At 39.7% G+C, this 17097-nt stretch carries 17 protein-coding genes; 2 read left to right on the top strand and 15 right to left on the bottom strand.

Annotation, left to right across the window (positions count from 1 at the left end):
• Positions 1–49 precede the first annotated feature (49 nt).
• From W908_RS00430 to W908_RS00380, 11 genes are read right to left on the bottom strand one after another with little or no spacing between them, the layout of a single operon-like run.
• Positions 50–754: an RraA family protein gene (locus tag W908_RS00430; RefSeq protein ID WP_053819497.1), complete on the bottom strand. Its 705-nt coding sequence runs from the start codon at positions 752–754 to the stop codon at positions 50–52.
• A complete protein-coding gene (locus W908_RS00425; protein WP_053819496.1) occupies positions 742–1431 on the bottom strand; it encodes an alpha/beta fold hydrolase in 690 nt (229 codons plus the stop codon). The genes W908_RS00430 and W908_RS00425 overlap by 13 nt, the downstream gene beginning before the upstream one ends.
• On the bottom strand, positions 1431–2561 hold the full coding sequence (locus W908_RS00420; RefSeq protein WP_053819495.1) for a cobalamin-independent methionine synthase II family protein: 1131 nt from the start codon (positions 2559–2561) through the stop codon (positions 1431–1433). The genes W908_RS00425 and W908_RS00420 overlap by 1 nt, the downstream gene beginning before the upstream one ends.
• A 23-nt stretch (positions 2562–2584) precedes the next feature.
• Positions 2585–3550 carry a cupin domain-containing protein gene (locus tag W908_RS00415; protein WP_053819494.1) on the bottom strand — a complete coding sequence of 322 codons (966 nt, stop codon included), beginning with the start codon at positions 3548–3550 and terminating at the stop codon, positions 2585–2587.
• Positions 3551–3553: 3 nt separating this feature from the next.
• A complete protein-coding gene (locus W908_RS00410; protein WP_053819493.1) occupies positions 3554–4522 on the bottom strand; it encodes a nuclear transport factor 2 family protein in 969 nt (322 codons plus the stop codon).
• Between the two features lie 11 nt (positions 4523–4533).
• Positions 4534–5547: a LacI family DNA-binding transcriptional regulator gene (locus tag W908_RS00405; RefSeq protein ID WP_053819492.1), complete on the bottom strand. Its 1014-nt coding sequence runs from the start codon at positions 5545–5547 to the stop codon at positions 4534–4536.
• Positions 5547–6317 carry an SDR family NAD(P)-dependent oxidoreductase gene (locus tag W908_RS00400; RefSeq protein WP_053819491.1) on the bottom strand — a complete coding sequence of 257 codons (771 nt, stop codon included), beginning with the start codon at positions 6315–6317 and terminating at the stop codon, positions 5547–5549. Before W908_RS00400 ends, W908_RS00405 begins: the two co-directional genes overlap by 1 nt.
• On the bottom strand, positions 6314–7318 hold the full coding sequence (locus tag W908_RS00395) for an ester cyclase (RefSeq protein ID WP_053819490.1): 1005 nt from the start codon (positions 7316–7318) through the stop codon (positions 6314–6316). The genes W908_RS00400 and W908_RS00395 overlap by 4 nt, the downstream gene beginning before the upstream one ends.
• Before the next feature lie 50 nt (positions 7319–7368).
• Positions 7369–8679, bottom strand: coding sequence for a histidinol dehydrogenase (gene hisD, locus W908_RS00390; protein ID WP_020026423.1), 1311 nt, complete (start codon positions 8677–8679; stop codon positions 7369–7371).
• Between the two features lie 11 nt (positions 8680–8690).
• Positions 8691–9194 carry an ester cyclase gene (locus W908_RS00385; RefSeq protein ID WP_053819489.1) on the bottom strand — a complete coding sequence of 168 codons (504 nt, stop codon included), beginning with the start codon at positions 9192–9194 and terminating at the stop codon, positions 8691–8693.
• Positions 9184–10242 carry an ABC transporter ATP-binding protein gene (locus W908_RS00380; protein ID WP_020023662.1) on the bottom strand — a complete coding sequence of 353 codons (1059 nt, stop codon included), beginning with the start codon at positions 10240–10242 and terminating at the stop codon, positions 9184–9186. The genes W908_RS00385 and W908_RS00380 overlap by 11 nt, the downstream gene beginning before the upstream one ends.
• A 195-nt stretch (positions 10243–10437) precedes the next feature.
• Between W908_RS00380 and W908_RS00375 the strand changes: the two genes are divergently transcribed.
• Together W908_RS00375 and W908_RS00370 are read left to right on the top strand one after the other, a co-directional pair.
• Positions 10438–11349, top strand: coding sequence for a beta-keto acid cleavage family enzyme (locus W908_RS00375; protein ID WP_053819488.1), 912 nt, complete (start codon positions 10438–10440; stop codon positions 11347–11349).
• Positions 11350–11351: 2 nt separating this feature from the next.
• A complete protein-coding gene (locus tag W908_RS00370; RefSeq protein ID WP_053819487.1) occupies positions 11352–12824 on the top strand; it encodes a carnitine 3-dehydrogenase in 1473 nt (490 codons plus the stop codon).
• Here W908_RS00370 and W908_RS00365 read toward each other — a convergent pair.
• The 4 genes from W908_RS00365 to W908_RS00350 all read right to left on the bottom strand — a co-directional run bounded on the left by W908_RS00365 (position 12821) and on the right by W908_RS00350 (position 17028).
• The gene (locus W908_RS00365) at positions 12821–14362 is read right to left on the bottom strand and encodes a trimethylamine methyltransferase family protein (protein WP_020026419.1); all 1542 of its coding nucleotides are present in this window, start codon (positions 14360–14362) and stop codon (positions 12821–12823) included. The genes W908_RS00370 and W908_RS00365 overlap by 4 nt on opposite strands.
• 132 nt (positions 14363–14494) lie before the next feature.
• Positions 14495–15106, bottom strand: a complete 612-nt coding sequence (locus tag W908_RS00360; protein ID WP_020023666.1) for a short chain dehydrogenase — start codon at positions 15104–15106, stop codon at positions 14495–14497.
• Positions 15107–15145: 39 nt separating this feature from the next.
• A complete protein-coding gene (locus W908_RS00355) occupies positions 15146–15727 on the bottom strand; it encodes a 1-acyl-sn-glycerol-3-phosphate acyltransferase (protein ID WP_053819486.1) in 582 nt (193 codons plus the stop codon).
• A 2-nt stretch (positions 15728–15729) separates the two neighbouring features.
• Positions 15730–17028 (bottom strand): MFS transporter, encoded by a 1299-nt coding sequence (locus W908_RS00350; protein ID WP_053819485.1) that lies wholly within the window; start codon positions 17026–17028, stop codon positions 15730–15732.
• Positions 17029–17097 lie beyond the last annotated feature (69 nt).

Raw genomic sequence — 17097 nt, 5'->3', positions numbered from 1 at the left:
TTTAAATTAGATAATCTTTAGATCAACTTGGTGCATAAATGTTTTAAAACTAGGTGCGGGATTTTTCAAAATCCTCCCATGCTTTTTGAAAATCATCAAAACTAAATTCTGTTTTTTCTGCAGGATCTAATATGAGTCTCTCAGATGCAAACAACTTGTGAATTGAATCTTTCAAAATAGGTATAACTTCAGAAGGAATTACAACAGCTCCATGACGATCAGCATGAATTAAGTCGCCTGGTGCCACAGTCATACCAAAGATATTTACAGGGGTATCTATCTCACGCACATGGACAAAACCATGACTAGGACCAACCGATCCTGCAACAACTGGAAAGGCTTCAGCAAGATCCCCTAAGTCTCTCATTACTCCATTTGTTAGAGTTCCTGATAGTCCAAACCCTTTGTGAACTTTTGTATTAATCTCACCCCAATAAGCACCAATACAATCAGGATAGTCAACATCCTCAATTACAGTGACCATTGGCCCATCAACCTCGGACATATATCGGTAGTAATTCATTCTGCGCTCTTTAATAATATCTTGATTTTCGGTCGGTGGATCAAGTGCAGCAATTTTTGCAGTCTTGGCAAAACCAACTATAGACCCACCTTCAGGATCTGAGCAAATCATTGTGCCTCGTGTAAACTTTGAAAAACCCCTTTTACATTGAGCAACTTCGATAGCGTTACAGACCGTTGGCGTATCAACTGAGCGAAGGAGTGTGAGTAATTCTGGATCTAATTTAGCCATTTTTTTAATACCTCGGTTGTCTCTTTTGGTTGCTCTAATGAAGGCATATGGCCAGCATTATTAATAATTTTTAACTCTGAATCATTGATTATACTATGCATCAACTCATGCCTTTCTACTGGACATAATATATCGTTGGAGCCACATATCACCAATACTGGAACCGCAATTAAGCGCAATGTGCTTTGTTGGTCTACTCTTGTTTGCAAGGCCTTTGATTGATTTATAAATACTTCTGGGCCCATCGATTTAGCCATATCCATACAGGTATGGAGGATACTCTCTCGATTATCACTAGCATCTAAATAGTTAGGCTTCATCTCATCACGCATGACATCAACAAGCTTGCCTTCCTTTGCGGCCTTCATTTGAGGGTCTCTCATTGCTTTAACCTCTTCAAGCTCCGCTTTATGATTGGTATCCATAAGCACCAACTTTTCAATTCGATTGGGCTCCTGGGCGTACATCTCCATAGCGACAATACCTCCCATAGAATGACCTAAGAGATGAAACTTGGGTGGTGATTTTTTCAGTACTTCAGCTGCTAAGTCCTGAACAGTTGAATGTCCAGAAATATCTGCGACAATAATCCTTATTGAATCGCTAAGTCCTTCAATTTGTGGTGCAAAAATACGTTCATCACACATCATTCCAGGAATCATAACAAGAGTCTTCACTATTGATTGCTCGCAATCTTAGCACCCTCGGATAGTGACTCTAGCTTAGCAAATGCAATGTCTGGATCCACTGCACCAAAACCTGCAAAAGTACCAAAACCGCAGTCTGAACCCGCAATGACTCTCTCTTTTCCGACTATATTGACAAATTTATTAATTCGTTCAGCCACCAACTCAGGATGCTCAATAAAGTTAGTTGTTGTGTCTACAACACCTGGAACAAGTATTTTAGTATCAGGTATTTCACTTTTACGATCTCGAAAAACTGTCCATTCATGCGCGTGTCTAGGGTTTGATGTCTCAAATAAAGTATATCGAGCCTTTGCTTTCATCAATGTTCCAAAAACTTTATTCATATCAATATCACAGCAATGAGGTCCCTCATAATTACCCCAACAAATATGAATTCTTACTTTTTCTTCTGGAACATTCGATAAGGCATGATTCAGTGCCTCCATATGTGATTCTGCAATCTTTATGAATTCAGAGTCAGATAGACCACTGAAAAGCATATGCCGAGATAAAGCAAGATCAGGGCAATCAAGCTGCAAGTCTAAGCCCGATGCGACAATTGTTTCATACTCATCTTTCATTGCATCAGCCAGTGCTGCTAAATATGAATCTCGAGTTGGATAGTAATCATTCTGCAAAAATAAAGAAATGACGCCAGGTGACGCCGCATTCATAAAGCCTCTTTGAACGTCATTTACAGACATTGCTTTTTTTAAGTTTAAAATATCTTTTTGAAGTTCCCCCTGTCCTTTTGATTTAACTTCACCTGTGCACATCGGCCTAGCATATTGAGGCGTTCCACCATCATCAGAAAGTCTTTTTAAAAATCCTGGGAAGAGCTTCAGATCTTCTGGAGCATTTCTAGGGCTATCTCCAGAAAATCCCGTATATCTGTCTTTAACATAAGTTGCGTATGATATTTTTGAGGTTTCTCCATCACTCACAATATCAATGCCCGCTTTTTTTTGCTTTTCAACTGTAGTCAAAACGTTGTTTTGCATGCATGCATCAAAACTTTTTTCATCATATTCTTGATTATTTTCTCTTGCAAAAATATAATCTACAACCTCTTGACCTCTTGGCAATGAACCTACATGGCTCGTTAAAATTCTACTCAATTAATTCTCCTTTATAAATTAAACTATTCTCTCCAAGTTGACCCTGCTGGGTCGTTTGTTTTTGTAACTTTAAATAAGCTCGCTTCATCTAAACCAATAGGGGTCATCTTGTAGGATAAGTCGGGGCGAATTAAGCAAGTATCTCCAGCAGAAATGCGAGTTGAATTTCCGTCCCACTCGAGAGTCCATTCGCCTCTCATAACCATGTTGACTTCGTATTGGCTGGGCGAGTGCATTTCGTCAACAAAGGTCTCATTCGAAATGAAATCCACCTCAAACCCTGGCTTATCTTTCAAAAGACCATTAGCTCCTATGACCTTAAGTGGTGTGTCTTTAGAGTGGTGAGATAAGTCTGATGCACTTACAAAAAAATTACTCATAAACGCTTCTGTCGAAACCTTTGGGAAGTTTCTAAGCTCTTCATCAGTTAATAATTGCATGGGCGCAATATGCTCTGGGAGCAACTCTCCTTTTTTTGTATCATATAAGACTCCATTATCTCCAAGCAGAAGCCCAAAATCCTTAGCGTCATTAATCACCTCAGGGGCCCACGTCACACCACCCCCTGCATCATCGCCACCAAGAATGGCCATTAACATTCCATAGCCATCTCCAACATTTTCAAAGGCTCTAAATATCCCTGTTGGTATATTCACCAAGTCGCCTTCATTTGCAAACAATTCTCCATCTTCACCATAGCGTCCCCAGAAAAAACGCCAGCTTCCCTTGAGCACATAAAAGACTTCAGCAGTTGTGTGAGTATGCAAAGAGTTCTTGCAACCAGGTGGTTGTCCAGCCGCACCTATATTAAAACCTGGAGTTTCATTAATATGTACATGCTGGTCTCGACTTTCTGAAACGCCACCACCTATAATAGTAAAGTTTTCTTTTTGATCAGATCCTGGTGTATGGGCATCAATGAAAGCGGTCTTGCAAGGCTTCAAGTCTGAATACCGAACAATAAATTTTTCCATTTCTTCTAGGGTCATTTTTTAACCTGTCTTAATGATGATTTGTTTCCAGATTGCTGTTTCATCGAAGAGTGTATATTCTCTCCTAAGCCCCCAAGGTCCAAATTCTGCATGTGAAACGCCCATTACATATAAGTCAGCACCAGTAGGTTCACCAAAAATACCCCAACCATCATGCTTGCCTTTAAGGTTCCATCTCACTGCAGCTCTGGGAGAGAGGTGACTATCTTCACGTCCAATTTGATGTTCGACTGTTAAAACTGCGCTTGGCATAGAAGAGCGTAGCCCTCTCCAAAACTCTTCAGCATCCACATACGAATGACCACATACCCCTCCTGGGTATTCTAGATGACATCCACGATCATATTCAGATCTATAAACCGAAGCGTCATCGTTCATAATACGATTAAGTATATCGACATACTTTTCACCCCACGCATTCGTATTCCCATTGCCGATGTAGGGGCCTTTCTTGTCCATAGAATCATTAAATGGATGGTTGCATTTTTCTATGCCGCCTTCGAGATTTATTTGATCTCTTGCAAAATCCTTTGGCATCATTCCAAGCTGGCGAACAATAGCGCCCTGATCTCGAATTAACCATTCATCATTTACTTGATTGTTAATAGCATGACAGTCTGCGATTGTTCTAAAAACAACCTTCTTACCTGTTGCCTTCCCAAATGAGCCATCTCCCAGATGAGAAGCTGTAGAAATAATTCTATGTGAGGACAACATACCGGTCTCCGGTGTCCCTGACCAAATTACATCTTCTCCTAATAACTTACGATCAGGAAATTCTGATAATGTTGCTTTTGTTGCATCAATAACCGTCTTATTTCCAATCACAAGGGAGGGTGGGGCCCTTAAAATAATATCATCTGAGTACAAGTAAAGGAGCTTATCAATACCCCTTTCTTCCCAAATTTCATGAGTAATGCCATTAATCCAGTCAGGAAAATTAGCATATTGTGAATCAAACCCTTTCATTCTATTCTCTCCTATTTATCAGAAATTTTTGCAGAACCCCTAACCATTAGTGGTCCATCAATTTCAACTCTTCTAGCAGTTGTTGTTTTATTTTCAATGCTCTCAATAAGAATTGAAACCGTTTCAGCTACCATTCGATTGGCTGGCTGTCGAACTGTTGTTAGATCATAAGCAGGCCATGAGGAAATAGGCACATCATCATAACCAACGACAGAAACTTGTTCAGGGACTTGTAATCCTAGCTCAAACCTAATAACATCGATTACTGCAATTGCCATAGCATCATTAGCAACGAATACTGCATCTGGAAAATTTTGTTTAGAAAACATTGTTCGCGCCGCTTGTTTGGCTTCATCAGAATTAAAGTTACCCACTTCTCTTGCATATAATTCCTGTCCATTTCTAACTAGTTCTTCAGTGAAGCCTTTTTCTCGGTCTCGTTGAGTCGATGCCCCCTCCCAACCAGCAATATATCCAATACGCTTATGCCCACCTGCCAAAAGAAATCTAGCAACTTTCTGACCACCTTGAAAATTATCAGAGGTTACCGCCGATAGCCTATCATCATCTTGAGTTCGATTAAATAAAACAACTGGAACACCTGCAGAGGTGCATCTCTTAGCAAGGTCTGAGGACATAGAAACCGAAGCAGCTATAATGCCATCAACTTGATAATCTAAAATTTCATCTACCGCATCAGCAATGTCACCCTCTTTGTTTCCAGACATAAAAATTAAAACGTGATAACCTTTCTTTTGAAGAGCACTTGAGAGTAACTCCAAAGCCTCTGGATAAAAGTAGTTATCCAAATATGCCACTACGAGCCCAATCATTCGAGACTTTCCTGTGATTAATGAACGCGCTAAAACATTGGGCCTATATCCTAATTCTGCTGCTGCTTTACGAACTAGCTCGTTTGTTTTCTTAGAGGATGAAGCACCAGGTGTGAAGACCCTTGAAACAGCAGACTGGCTTACACCAGCTAATTTTGCTACCTCCATTGATGTAATTTTTTGAGTGCTCATTAGTCCGCTGTCCAGCCCCCATCAATCATCAATGCTGAACCTGTAATCATGCCAGATGCCTCTGAGGCTAGAAATACCACTGCCCCCATAATATCTTCAACTTCACCTGCACGTCCAAGTTTTATTTTTTCTTCAATCCACTTTTTGCGTTCAGGATTATCAAATGTAGATTGTGTTAACGCCGTTCGGATAAATGTTGGACAAATTGTGTTGACCCTAATTTGATGGCCTCCCCATTCAATTGCCATGGCCTTTGTAAAGCCCTCTACAGCATGCTTTGAAGCAGAATATACCGCTCGGTCTACTCCGCCAACATGTCCCATTTGAGAAGAAATATTAATTAGTGAGCCTGGTTTTTTTGCCTTTATCAGCCCTCTTGCTACTGCTTGTGTCAAAAAGTAAGCACCCCTGAGATTGACATCCATGACCTCATCAAAATCCTCAGTAGAGGTTTCTAATGAAGGTGAATGACGACCCATGCCAGCACTATTTACAAGGATATCAAAGGGCTTTTGATTTTTGAAAAAAAGCTCGATTGCGTCTGTATCAGCAATATCCAGCTGAACAGCCTCAACACTATTGCCCTTTAATTGTATTGCATCAGAAGCTTTTTGAAGAGCTTCAATATTTCTTGATGCCAAGACGACCTCAGCGCCTGCATCCGCAAGTGCTACAGCACAAGCCAGACCAATGCCAGATGAAGCTCCCGCAATAAGGGCAGTTTTATTATCTAATCTAAAAGATGGTGTAGTTGGAAGTTTCAAAATCAATTACCGTTTATGTTTTTAGCTTTGTTAAATTCTCTTAATCTACCGAGAACATCAACACCAATTTGATTATAGATATCCAGAATATCTATCATGACCCAGTTTTCCCTTATTTTTCCTTCTTCCAACCTCCAAAAATCAAGTGACCGAAGAAAAACCTCTTTATTACTTGGGGCGATACCCATCCAGCCATCATGAGTGAGTGTTTGTTTCATATTTGGCCAGCCAGTTACAGCTGCATATTCTCCATCTCCAAAAAAGTGATATCCAATTTGATCCCCCCAACCATCTCTCTTACTATAAGTTGTATCTTTTCCTCTGTCTGGCATAGCATTCAAAAATGGTATTTGATGCCAGTTTCTAAAACCTTCAATGCCTCTTCCACTTCCTATTCCAGAGGGACCATACCAATTCATTTTGGGATGCCAATAGTAATCCATTTTCATGACCTCAGGACCGCCCTCAGAGGGATGCTTCTTCATAGCATTAGCCATTCCTAGAATATGCTCCATTGAGGCATCACTTTTTTCAGGGTCATATGGACTATCTGAAATCCCATCCATTGTTGCTGGGCCTGGGACGCACCATTCTCTTCCAAGAGTTGGGGCCATTGGCCAAGAGTCAGACTGCATCATAAGTTCAGGTATGTCCCACAACGCCTGAACTTCAATTATTTTGTCCTCCTGAAAGCAATAAAATTCATGGAATCGCATATGTGCAATATGTCCAGTTGGAGGGATATCTAAAAATGACTTTAAAAAAGTACCATTGTAAAAGCCAGCACATCCAACCCAATGCAAATCCTTTTCAGTTTTCCCCGCAATAACGATATAGTCTCGTCTTTCAAGATCAGGCATTGATTCAAACAGTGGTTTAAGTGCTTGATTATAAAAACTAGTTGGACCTAGAATATCTCCAAAAGGGTGGGATAGATGAATAATCGCCTCCTCATCAAATAGAGACTCGAGGCTACTTCGAACTCCATCCTCCGTAAAACTATACATACTCAATCTTAGAGGCTTTATTAGCTCTTTAAGATGGTTGGCTCTATGCACTACTGGGCCGCCTTCCCATATGGTACGTCTTCACCACCATAGCGCCTAACCCTTATATTGGCTTGCTCTGCATGACCAACAAAAGACTCTAGCATGCAAAGTCGAGAGCAGTATCTTCCAATCTTTACGGCTGCCTCATCCGTTGTTATTTTTTGATAACTATGCGTTTTGAGATACTTTCCTACCCAGAGACCGCCTGTATAACGCCCCGCTTTTTTAGTTGGCAAAGTATGGTTAGTTCCAATCACTTTATCACCATTCGATACGTTTGTTCTTGGACCCAAGAATAGTGCTCCATAAGAATGCATATGATCTAAAAACCAGTCATCACGGTCAGTCATAACCTGAACATGTTCTGAGGCAATATCATTGGCAACTTCTAGCATTTCATCATAAGTATCACAAACAACAACCTCGCCATACTCTGCCCAGCTGACACCCGCCGTATCTGCTGTCGGAAGAATCGTTAGTATTCTATCAATCTCTACTTGTGTTTCTTCGGCAAGTTTTTGACTGTTCGTAACCAAAACCGCTGGTGAGTTATAGCCGTGTTCGGCTTGACCTAAAAGGTCAGTTGCACATAGTTCAGCATCAACTGTCTCATCAGCAATAACCATCGTTTCTGTAGGTCCAGCGAATAAGTCAATACCAACTCTACCAAAGAGTTGTCTTTTAGCCTCAGCCACAAATGCATTACCGGGGCCAACGAGCATATCTACTGGATTAATCGACTCAGTTCCAAGAGCCATAGCTCCAACAGCTTGTATACCTCCAATCACATAAATTTCATGAGCGCCGCCAAGATGCATTGCAGCAATTACGGCTGCGTTTGGCGCACCTTGATATGGCGGAGTGCAGGCTACAATTCTAGGAACTTTTGCAACACTAGCAGTCACAACTGACATATGTGCCGAAGCGACCATAGGAAACTTTCCTGCTGGTACGTAGCAACCTACTGACTGTACAGGAATATTTTTGTGTCCAAGAATAACACCTGGCATTGTTTCAACTTCGATATCTTGCATTGAGTCTCTTTGGGCCTGGGCAAAATTCCTGACCTGTTCCTGTGCAAACTTGATATCTTTCATATCTCTATCAGACACATTTGCAATAAGGCCATCAATCTCAGCTGAACTTAACTTGTATGATTTTGGTGAGTAATTGTCAAACTTTTCTGAGAACTCTCTAACAGCAGAATCACCTTTTTCTTCAATTACTTTTAAAGTATTTTTGACAACTTCACTAACCTCAGCATCATCAATTGCTTTGTCAGCAGCTGTCTTTCCTTTTTTTAAATATTTAATAGCCATAATAATTCCAATTAATTAGGTTTTGGTGGTTGGACTTCACCTCGATCAAACGTTTCCCAACCCATTCCATTGAAAACATCAATTCCGAGTTGAGACAATATGCTTGGAAAATCAACATTAACCCAATTATCAATAATGAGGCCATCTCTGACTTCCCAAAAATCTGTGTAATGAATTTTCACACGCTGATTCGTTGGCTTAATACCCATGAATTCACCACTATGAAGCGCATCGATGTGTCCAAAACAGGAAGCCCATTCACCATCCACAAGAAACTTGTCCGTCTTATATATCCGATCTGTAAAGGCTGCCCTTAATGGCAGCTGCCAGTTATTTCTAAACTCCTCAAGGTTGTTTTTTATGCCGCAGCCCTGGTTGCCCATCCAGCGAAACTCTTTATGAAAATATTGATCCATGTCATTTGAGTTAGCTCCCAAAGCATCTTCCATTGCCTTTACAATTTCAAGAGTTTTTTGAGATTTTGAATCATAACTCATAGGAAGCTCAACACTCATTTTCTAACATTTGACCAGTTTCACTGTCAAACAATAAACACAAGTTAGCAGAAATATTGGCCATCACATTAGAGCCAATATCAACATGATAATTCTTATCCGACTTCATCGAAATAAGTTCGTCGCCAGGCCTAACTGAAACCATAGTCATATCACCAAGTAGCTCCATTGAGAATGCTGGCGCTGAAATATCACCCTTGGATTTGACGATTACAGCGTCCTCCGCACGGAAACCCAGGGTTATACTTCCATTATGCTTTTTACTCAACCCTTTAATCTTAACTCCCTCACTCGTAAAGACGCCATCGCTTATTGATCCTTTTAATAGGTTCATCGCAGGTGATCCAATAAAGCTTGCTACAAAACTATTAGCCGGTTTATTGTATATTTCTTGAGGTGTTCCAACCTGTTGTACAATTCCAGCATTCATTACTACAACTCGATCTGCAAGCGTCATGGCTTCAACCTGGTCATGGGTCACGTATATTGTGGTAACTTTTAAATTATGCTGTAGATTTTTAATTTGCGCCCTTGTGGAAACACGTAACTTGGCATCTAAATTTGATAACGGTTCATCCATCAAGAAAACTGTCGGCTCCCTCACAATTGCCCTAGCTAGTGCTACTCTTTGTCTCTGTCCTCCAGATAGCTCGGCAGGTTTTCGATGCAAAAAGTCATTCAATTCGACCATCTCCGAAGCGTTCATTACTTTTTCATCATGAAGCGCTTTATCAATCTTCCTAACCTTAAGTGGAAAACGAATATTTTCATAGACTGTCATGTTGGGATAGAGCGCATAGGATTGAAAAACCATTGCTACGTCGCGATCCTTTGGCTCTAGAGTATTGACTACTTTACCCTTAATGAGTACTTCTCCACTGGTGATGGTTTCTAAACCAGCTATCATTCTCATTGTCGTAGTCTTACCACAGCCAGAAGGGCCCAACAATACTAAAAACTCTTCGTCAGCTATTGTAAGGTTAAAGTTATCAACTCCTACAAAACTACCCCATCTTTTTGTTAGATTTTTTAATTCAATTTCTGCCATAATATTTGTATGTAAACTAATTCCTAAAACTTAAGTATTGCAAGCAAAATGCATACGATTGCAAAATATTATAGCACATGGTTTTTTCTTATAAAGATAATGTTGCAATCCTATGCAAAAAATAAATTTATTTTTATTTCAAATTTACAAGTTTTGCAAATAAAATAACTAATGTTCAGATAAAGGGGAAATGACATGACAAACCTTCAACCATCAAGAGAAGTCTTTATTACCTGCGCCGTCACTGGCTCTGGTGATACAACTGGTAGATCAGAAAAAGTACCAATTACACCTCAACAAATTGCAGACTCATGTATCGAGGCAGCTGAAGCAGGCGCTGCAATTGTGCATATTCATGTTCGTGATCCAGAAACTGGCACTCCAGCTCGTGATCCTAGACTATACAGCCAAGTTGTTAATATCATCAAAGAGTCAAAAGTTGATATGGTCATCAACTTTACTGCTGGAATGGGTGGTGACATTGTTTTTGGGTCAGCTGAAAAGCCTTTCCCACTCGATGAAGCTGGTACCGACATGGTTGGAGCAACAGAGCGGCTTGAACATGTCCGTAATCTACTTCCAGAGATATGCACCATCGATTGCGGCACTATGAATTTTGGTCATGGCGATTATGTAATGACCAATACCTCCTCAGTTCTGCAAGAAATGGCACGCCAGGTTCAAGCGCTTGGGGTCAGGCCAGAGATTGAGTGTTTTGATACTGGACATTTACAATTAGCTATCTGGTTAAAAAATCAAGGACTTATTGATGACCCAGTGATGATCCAGCTATGCATGGGCATTCCTTGGGGAGCGCCAGATGATATGCATACATTCTTAGCAATGACCTCCAGTATTCCAAAGGACTGGACTTTTTCAGCCTTCTCTATAAGTAGGAATCAGCTTCCATTTGTAGCAATGTCAATCCTAGCAGGGGGTAATATTCGTGTAGGACTTGAGGATAATATTTATCTTAAAAAAGGAGTTCTTGCGACAAATGGCGACCTTGTTAAACAGGCAGTTAAGACTGCTGAAGGAATGGGTTGCACAATCATAGGACCAGAGCAAGTTCGTAAAAATTTAAAGCTTGAAAAGCGCTGGGGATAGTTATGAAAAGCATTAAGTCTGCAGGTGTAATTGGAGCGGGCGTTATTGGAAGTGGTTGGATTGCAAGACTAATACTCAATGGAATTGATGTCTGTGTTTTTGATCCTTCAAAGGATGCTCCAAAGAGTGTTGAAAAAGTCATTAATAATGCAGAGAGAGCTTATAAAAATTTACTCAGGTCCCCACTTCCAAAAAAAGGAGTGTTATCATTTCTTGATACCGTTTCAGAAGTTGCAAAATCTTCAGAAATAATTATCGAAGCTGTCCCAGAAAGGCTTTCTGCAAAGCAATCTGTTTATAAAGAAATTGAGTTAAATGCTTCTAACGAATTAATCATTACCTCATCTACCTCAGGAATTCTTCCATCTGATTTGCAGTCAGAAATGAAAAATCCAGAAAGATTAACTGTTGCCCATCCATTCAATCCAGTTTATCTTCTGCCTTTAGTTGAGGTCGTTGGTGGATCCAAAACTTCACAAAAAGTAATCGACGAAACGTGTAGTATTTTTTCTAATATTGGGATGTTTCCTCTTTATATTAAAAAGGAGATACCCGCATTTATCGCTGACAGGTTACTTGAGTCTGTCTGGCGAGAAGCATTATGGCTAGTCAATGATGATATTGCAACGACAGAAGAGATTGATGATGCAATTCGTTATGGTTTTGGGCTTCGCTGGGCACAAATGGGGCTGTTTGAGACATATAGACTAGCTGGAGGTGAGGCAGGGATGCGTCACTTTATTTCACAATTTGGGCCCTGCCTAGAATGGCCATGGACTCACTTGATGGATGTACCTGAATTTACAGAAGAGCTTGTAGACAAAGTGTCAAATCAATCAGATGACCAATCTGGAAAGCACAGTATTGACGAACTTATGCAAAAGCGAGACGACAATTTAGTTGACTTCTTAAAGGTTTTAAAAGAAAACCGATGGGGCGCTGGCAATACCTTAAAAGAATTTGATGATAGCCTAGGTAACTCTAGGATAGACTTTTCTGAATTAGATGTATCTAAACCCTTAAAAACCTTTTCAACTCATATTCCTAAAGATTGGGCTGATTATAATGGTCACATGACAGAGGCACGCTACCTAGATTGTTTTTCAGAAGCAACTACTGAGCTGATGGCCATCATTGGCGCTGATGAAGAATATATTGCGAATATAGGCTCCTACTTTACTGTTGAAACGCATATTCGTCACCTAGATGAAGTACTTATTGGTGAGGGTATTTATTCTAAAACTCAAGTAATATATGGTGAAAATAAAAAACTACATCTCTTTCACTGGCTCCATCATAATGACGGAAGGCTTTTAGCTACAGCAGAGCATATGCTCATTCATGTAGACTTAAAAACACGGGGCGCGAGTATGCCAGGAGATTCAGTCATTGAGAAAATGGAGCGCATATACAGCGCACATAAAAATTTGCCTAAACCTGAGGGCTTAAGTCGAGCTGTTGGAGACAAAGTTTAATACCATTCATCTTCCATACTCTCTTTCTTTTTAGCAATAAAATCAACTAATTCTTCGTCTATAGACTGATCGAGAGATGGCTCGACATAGTTATCAAGCATTTCATTCCAGCGCTCATAAGCTCTTTGCTGAGAATCCTTTGAGCCATCTTCTTCCCACTGCTCAAAAGAGTTGTTGTCGGGCAGTTCAGCACGATAATTTGCAGTTTCAAAATTTTCTGCAGTATGCTGAGTACCAAGAAAATTTTCACCAGGAGAATTTTCTAAATAAGCAGTTGTAGCTAATGAATTGTCATCAATAGTAAGCCCTTCAAACATTCTATGAAGCATTCCTAGACGGTCTACATCAAGCATAAATTTTTCATAGCCAACTACCAATCCGCCCTCCAGCCAACCAGCTGCTTGATGAATAAAGTTTGCCCCAGCTAAAATTGCTGGATAAATTGAATCAACCGACTCTTGCATAGCCTGAGCATCAGCAACCTTTGAGGCAGTGTAGTGACCACCCGCCCTAAATGGAAGGCCTACCCTTCTGGCCATCTGCCCAACTGCATAGGTAGCTAAACTTGATTCAGCAGTTCCAAAGGTCGGTGCGCCTGACTTAAGGTCCATCGTTGTCAAAAAGTTTCCATATACTGCAGAAGAACCTGGTCTAATTAATTGCGTTAGCGCAACACCGACAAGGGTTTCAGCATGAGCCTGAGCGATGGCTGCTGGCATGGTCACAGGAGACATTGCCCCGCCAAGAATAAAAGGAGTGATTACGACTCCTTGATTTGCCCTAGCATAACCTTTTAGAGCATCGGTCATGGTCTTGTCATACACAAGGGGTGAGTTCACATTTATATTTCCTTGTATAACGCAATTTTTATCAACGATATCCTTACCAAAAACAATACGCGCCATTTCAATTGAATCCTCTACTCTGTCAAGTGCCGTTACAGATCCCATAAATGGCTTATCTGAATATTTTAAATGTGAATAAACCATATCCAGATGACGCTTGTTCACTGGAACATCAACTGGTTCACAATTAGTGCCACTGGTATGATGAAGCCATGGGGTCATATGCGAAAGTTTTATCAAATTATTAAAGTCTTGCATATTGCCTTGACGTCTCCCCCCCTTTAGATCGTAGACAAAAGGAGATCCATAAGCTGGACCTAGTACTAGCTTATTACCCCCAAATATGGTTGATCTTTTAGGGTTTCTTGCGAGCATTTCAAACTCACTGGGAGCAGTTTTACAAAGGCTTTGGATAAGACCTTTATCAAACTTTACAAGGGTTCCTTTAACGGTTGCACCTGCTTCTTTAAATAAGTTTAATGACTCTTCGTCATCCCAAAACTCAAGGCCAACCTCTTTAAGAATCCAGTCAACATGATCATCAATCTTTGACAGCTCTTCTTCACTGAGCATGTCGTAACACTTGATATTTCGTGTTAAATACCTAGGAGGTTCAATTTGTTCAGCTTTTTTTCGATCAGCAATTTTTGCTGACCGTCCACCCACTCTCCTTCTGTGCTGATGATCTGACATATAAATCTTATGATAAATTTAGAATTTAAAAGAAATCTAAATTCATGTTAACTAAGAGCAAGTCAAAACTCAAGTTAAAAAAATTAGAGAGATTTGTTGAATTATTTTAATTAATATAAATATATTAGTTGTTTAGAGTGAGCGTGTTTGACAAAGCACCCTTCCACTTATAGGTGCAGAAATAGTTCTCCTATATGCCTCAATAATACGTTTTTCAGATGTCGGCTCAAAGCCATCAAAGACCATTCCATAGTCCTCAACTGAGTTCTCAATAATAGAAGGCGAAACAATATTTATTCGAAGTCTACCTGCATACTCTGCAGCCAATGTTGATACACACATGTTTAATGCCCCATTAGCAGCAGCTGCACACGAGCCTGACAAAATTGGCTCGTCACCAATGATGCCACTGGTTAGAGTGATTGATCCATTTTCAGTTAAAAAAGGAATTGCTGCCTTTGCTAAATTAAGTTGGCTGAAGCACTTATTAGATAACCCTAAAGCAAAGTCTTCCATAGTCAATTCCTCAAATGTTTTGAAAGGGGCTCGAACACCAGCACATGAAATTAGAGCATCAAAAGATCCGATCGAAGCAAATACATCAGACACGCTTTCAAAGTCCAAAGCATCAATTTTTAAGTCTGGTCCAGAGCGGCCAGCACGAATGACCTCATAATCTTTAAGTCCTCCAACTACAAGTCTTCCAAGTCTTCCAGTTGCACCAACTACAATAATTTTTTTCATAATACCTCTTCCAGTTTAAATAATAAAATAATGATATCACTAATTAAGCAAACTACCGATTTGCTTTTTAACTTCCTCTTTGGTCGTATTTGAATTCAAACCAGTTCCAATTTTGACATTGACTTCGCGACGAAGCCTAAACTTTATTCTCTTTTTAACTGGCCTGGGTGCTTTTGAAAAAAAACTCCCCCACATATTTTTGATAGCAAAAGGAACAACGATGACAGCTTCTTTTGATTGAGATAAAACTTTTTCAAAGCCTCTTTTTAAGTCACTTAACTCTCCACTAGTTGAAACATGACCCTCAGGAAATAAACAAACAGCACAGTCATCGTTTAATAAATTTATAATGTTTTGCATGGCATTTCTGCTATTCTCAGGTCTTATTGAAACTGCTCCAACTCCTCTAAGAATCCAATTAAAGATTGGCTTACTGTAATAATCATCATGCACTACAAATCTTATTGTCCTTGGTGTCGCCCACTGAATTAATGCAAAATCAATATAACTAATGTGATTACCTAGAAGCAATACAGGCCCATCTTTAGGAATGTTATCTATGCCGCTCACCTTTAATCGATAACGCCATCCAAACAATAGGAGGCCAGCCAGTTGACGCATAGCTAGAGAATAGCTTTGAGTTTTTTCAGAACAATGCTAAAACCTGCGACCGCAATGAATGCATTAAAGTAGAGAATAAATTCACTACCAAAACTAAGGTTAGCTAGAATAACTGTAAAAATTAAAAGACTGATCATAGCTATATTTTGAAGCCAGTTCTTGCCTGCAAGCATACTGCCTAAACCATCTTCTGGCGAGTGGGCTTGCATCAAAGCATTAAGTGGAACAATCATCATTCCTGCACCAACGCCAAATAATAGTATGACTGAGGTCACCAAAATAAGTGCGGTCGAGTTGGGAATAAATGTAAGGCTAGAAATGACAGGAACCAAAATTGCACAAACTGTAATCAGAATCGAACCTGTATATATATTATTAATACGAATAAAATTCAAACTCTTTCTTCCAGAAAGGAATGCACCAATCATTATTCCAATGACTGAAGATGCCAACATTGCATTTACAACTAGTGGACTTTCAACACCGAAATTGACTTTTGCATGAGCAGGAATAACGGCAACTAAATTTTGGGACATTCCCCAAAATATTGCTGTACCCAAAATAGAATACCAAACAATTTCATTGGACCTCATTGCTTTAAAGTTTGATGCTAAATATTTAAAAGAAATCAGCTTAGGGATTGAAAACTGGGCACTGATTAACTTAGTTGGATAAAAACGAGTCCCAAGGGTAGCCAAAAATTCTACCGTTGATAGGCCAACTAAAACCCAACCAACAGGAGCAATTTTCATCAATATCTCTTCAGGACTAGAAGCTTGCATAGTCCCAAGAAATGCTTCAAATAAATAGGAGAAGAAAACGGTTCCTAATAGAATAGCAATCAATACAACAGAAGAGTGTAAAGCGTTCCCTCTACTTAAGCCAGCCTTACTCAGACATTCTTTAATATAACCCATTTTTGCAGGAGAATATATTGCGCTTTGCGTAGCAAGAAGTAGAGTGAAACCAAATGCAGTTTTATATAAACCATTGTAATAACAGTATGTAATGCCTAAGGTAATTATGACAGCTGAAAAGGCGCTAAAACGCATTACACTTGTCTTGGCGAATTTATCAGAAAGATGGCCTGACAAAGTAAAGAGAAGAATAAAAGGAACTAGAATCATGGCATTAACGATGGCAGTCAAAATAATTTGCTGCTGCTCACCATAAATCATAAAGATGGTATTCTGAATGATTATTTTGTGACCTAAATCTACAAATGCATTAAGAAAAACAGCAACTAGGTAGATCGAAAATATGACTGATCGTTCTCTACTAATTTGTTGACTCTCTTCCATGACTCCCCCAACACTAACTTTAAAGTAAACAGTATAAGAGAATTAGAGATTCGTTATTAGTAAATATTA

This window comes from Candidatus Pseudothioglobus singularis PS1, assembly GCF_001281385.1.
Classification (GTDB): Bacteria; Pseudomonadota; Gammaproteobacteria; order PS1; family Pseudothioglobaceae; genus Pseudothioglobus; species Pseudothioglobus singularis.
The sequence above is the reverse complement of the archived record's forward strand: the minus strand, read 5'-3'. Positions and strand labels throughout refer to the sequence as shown.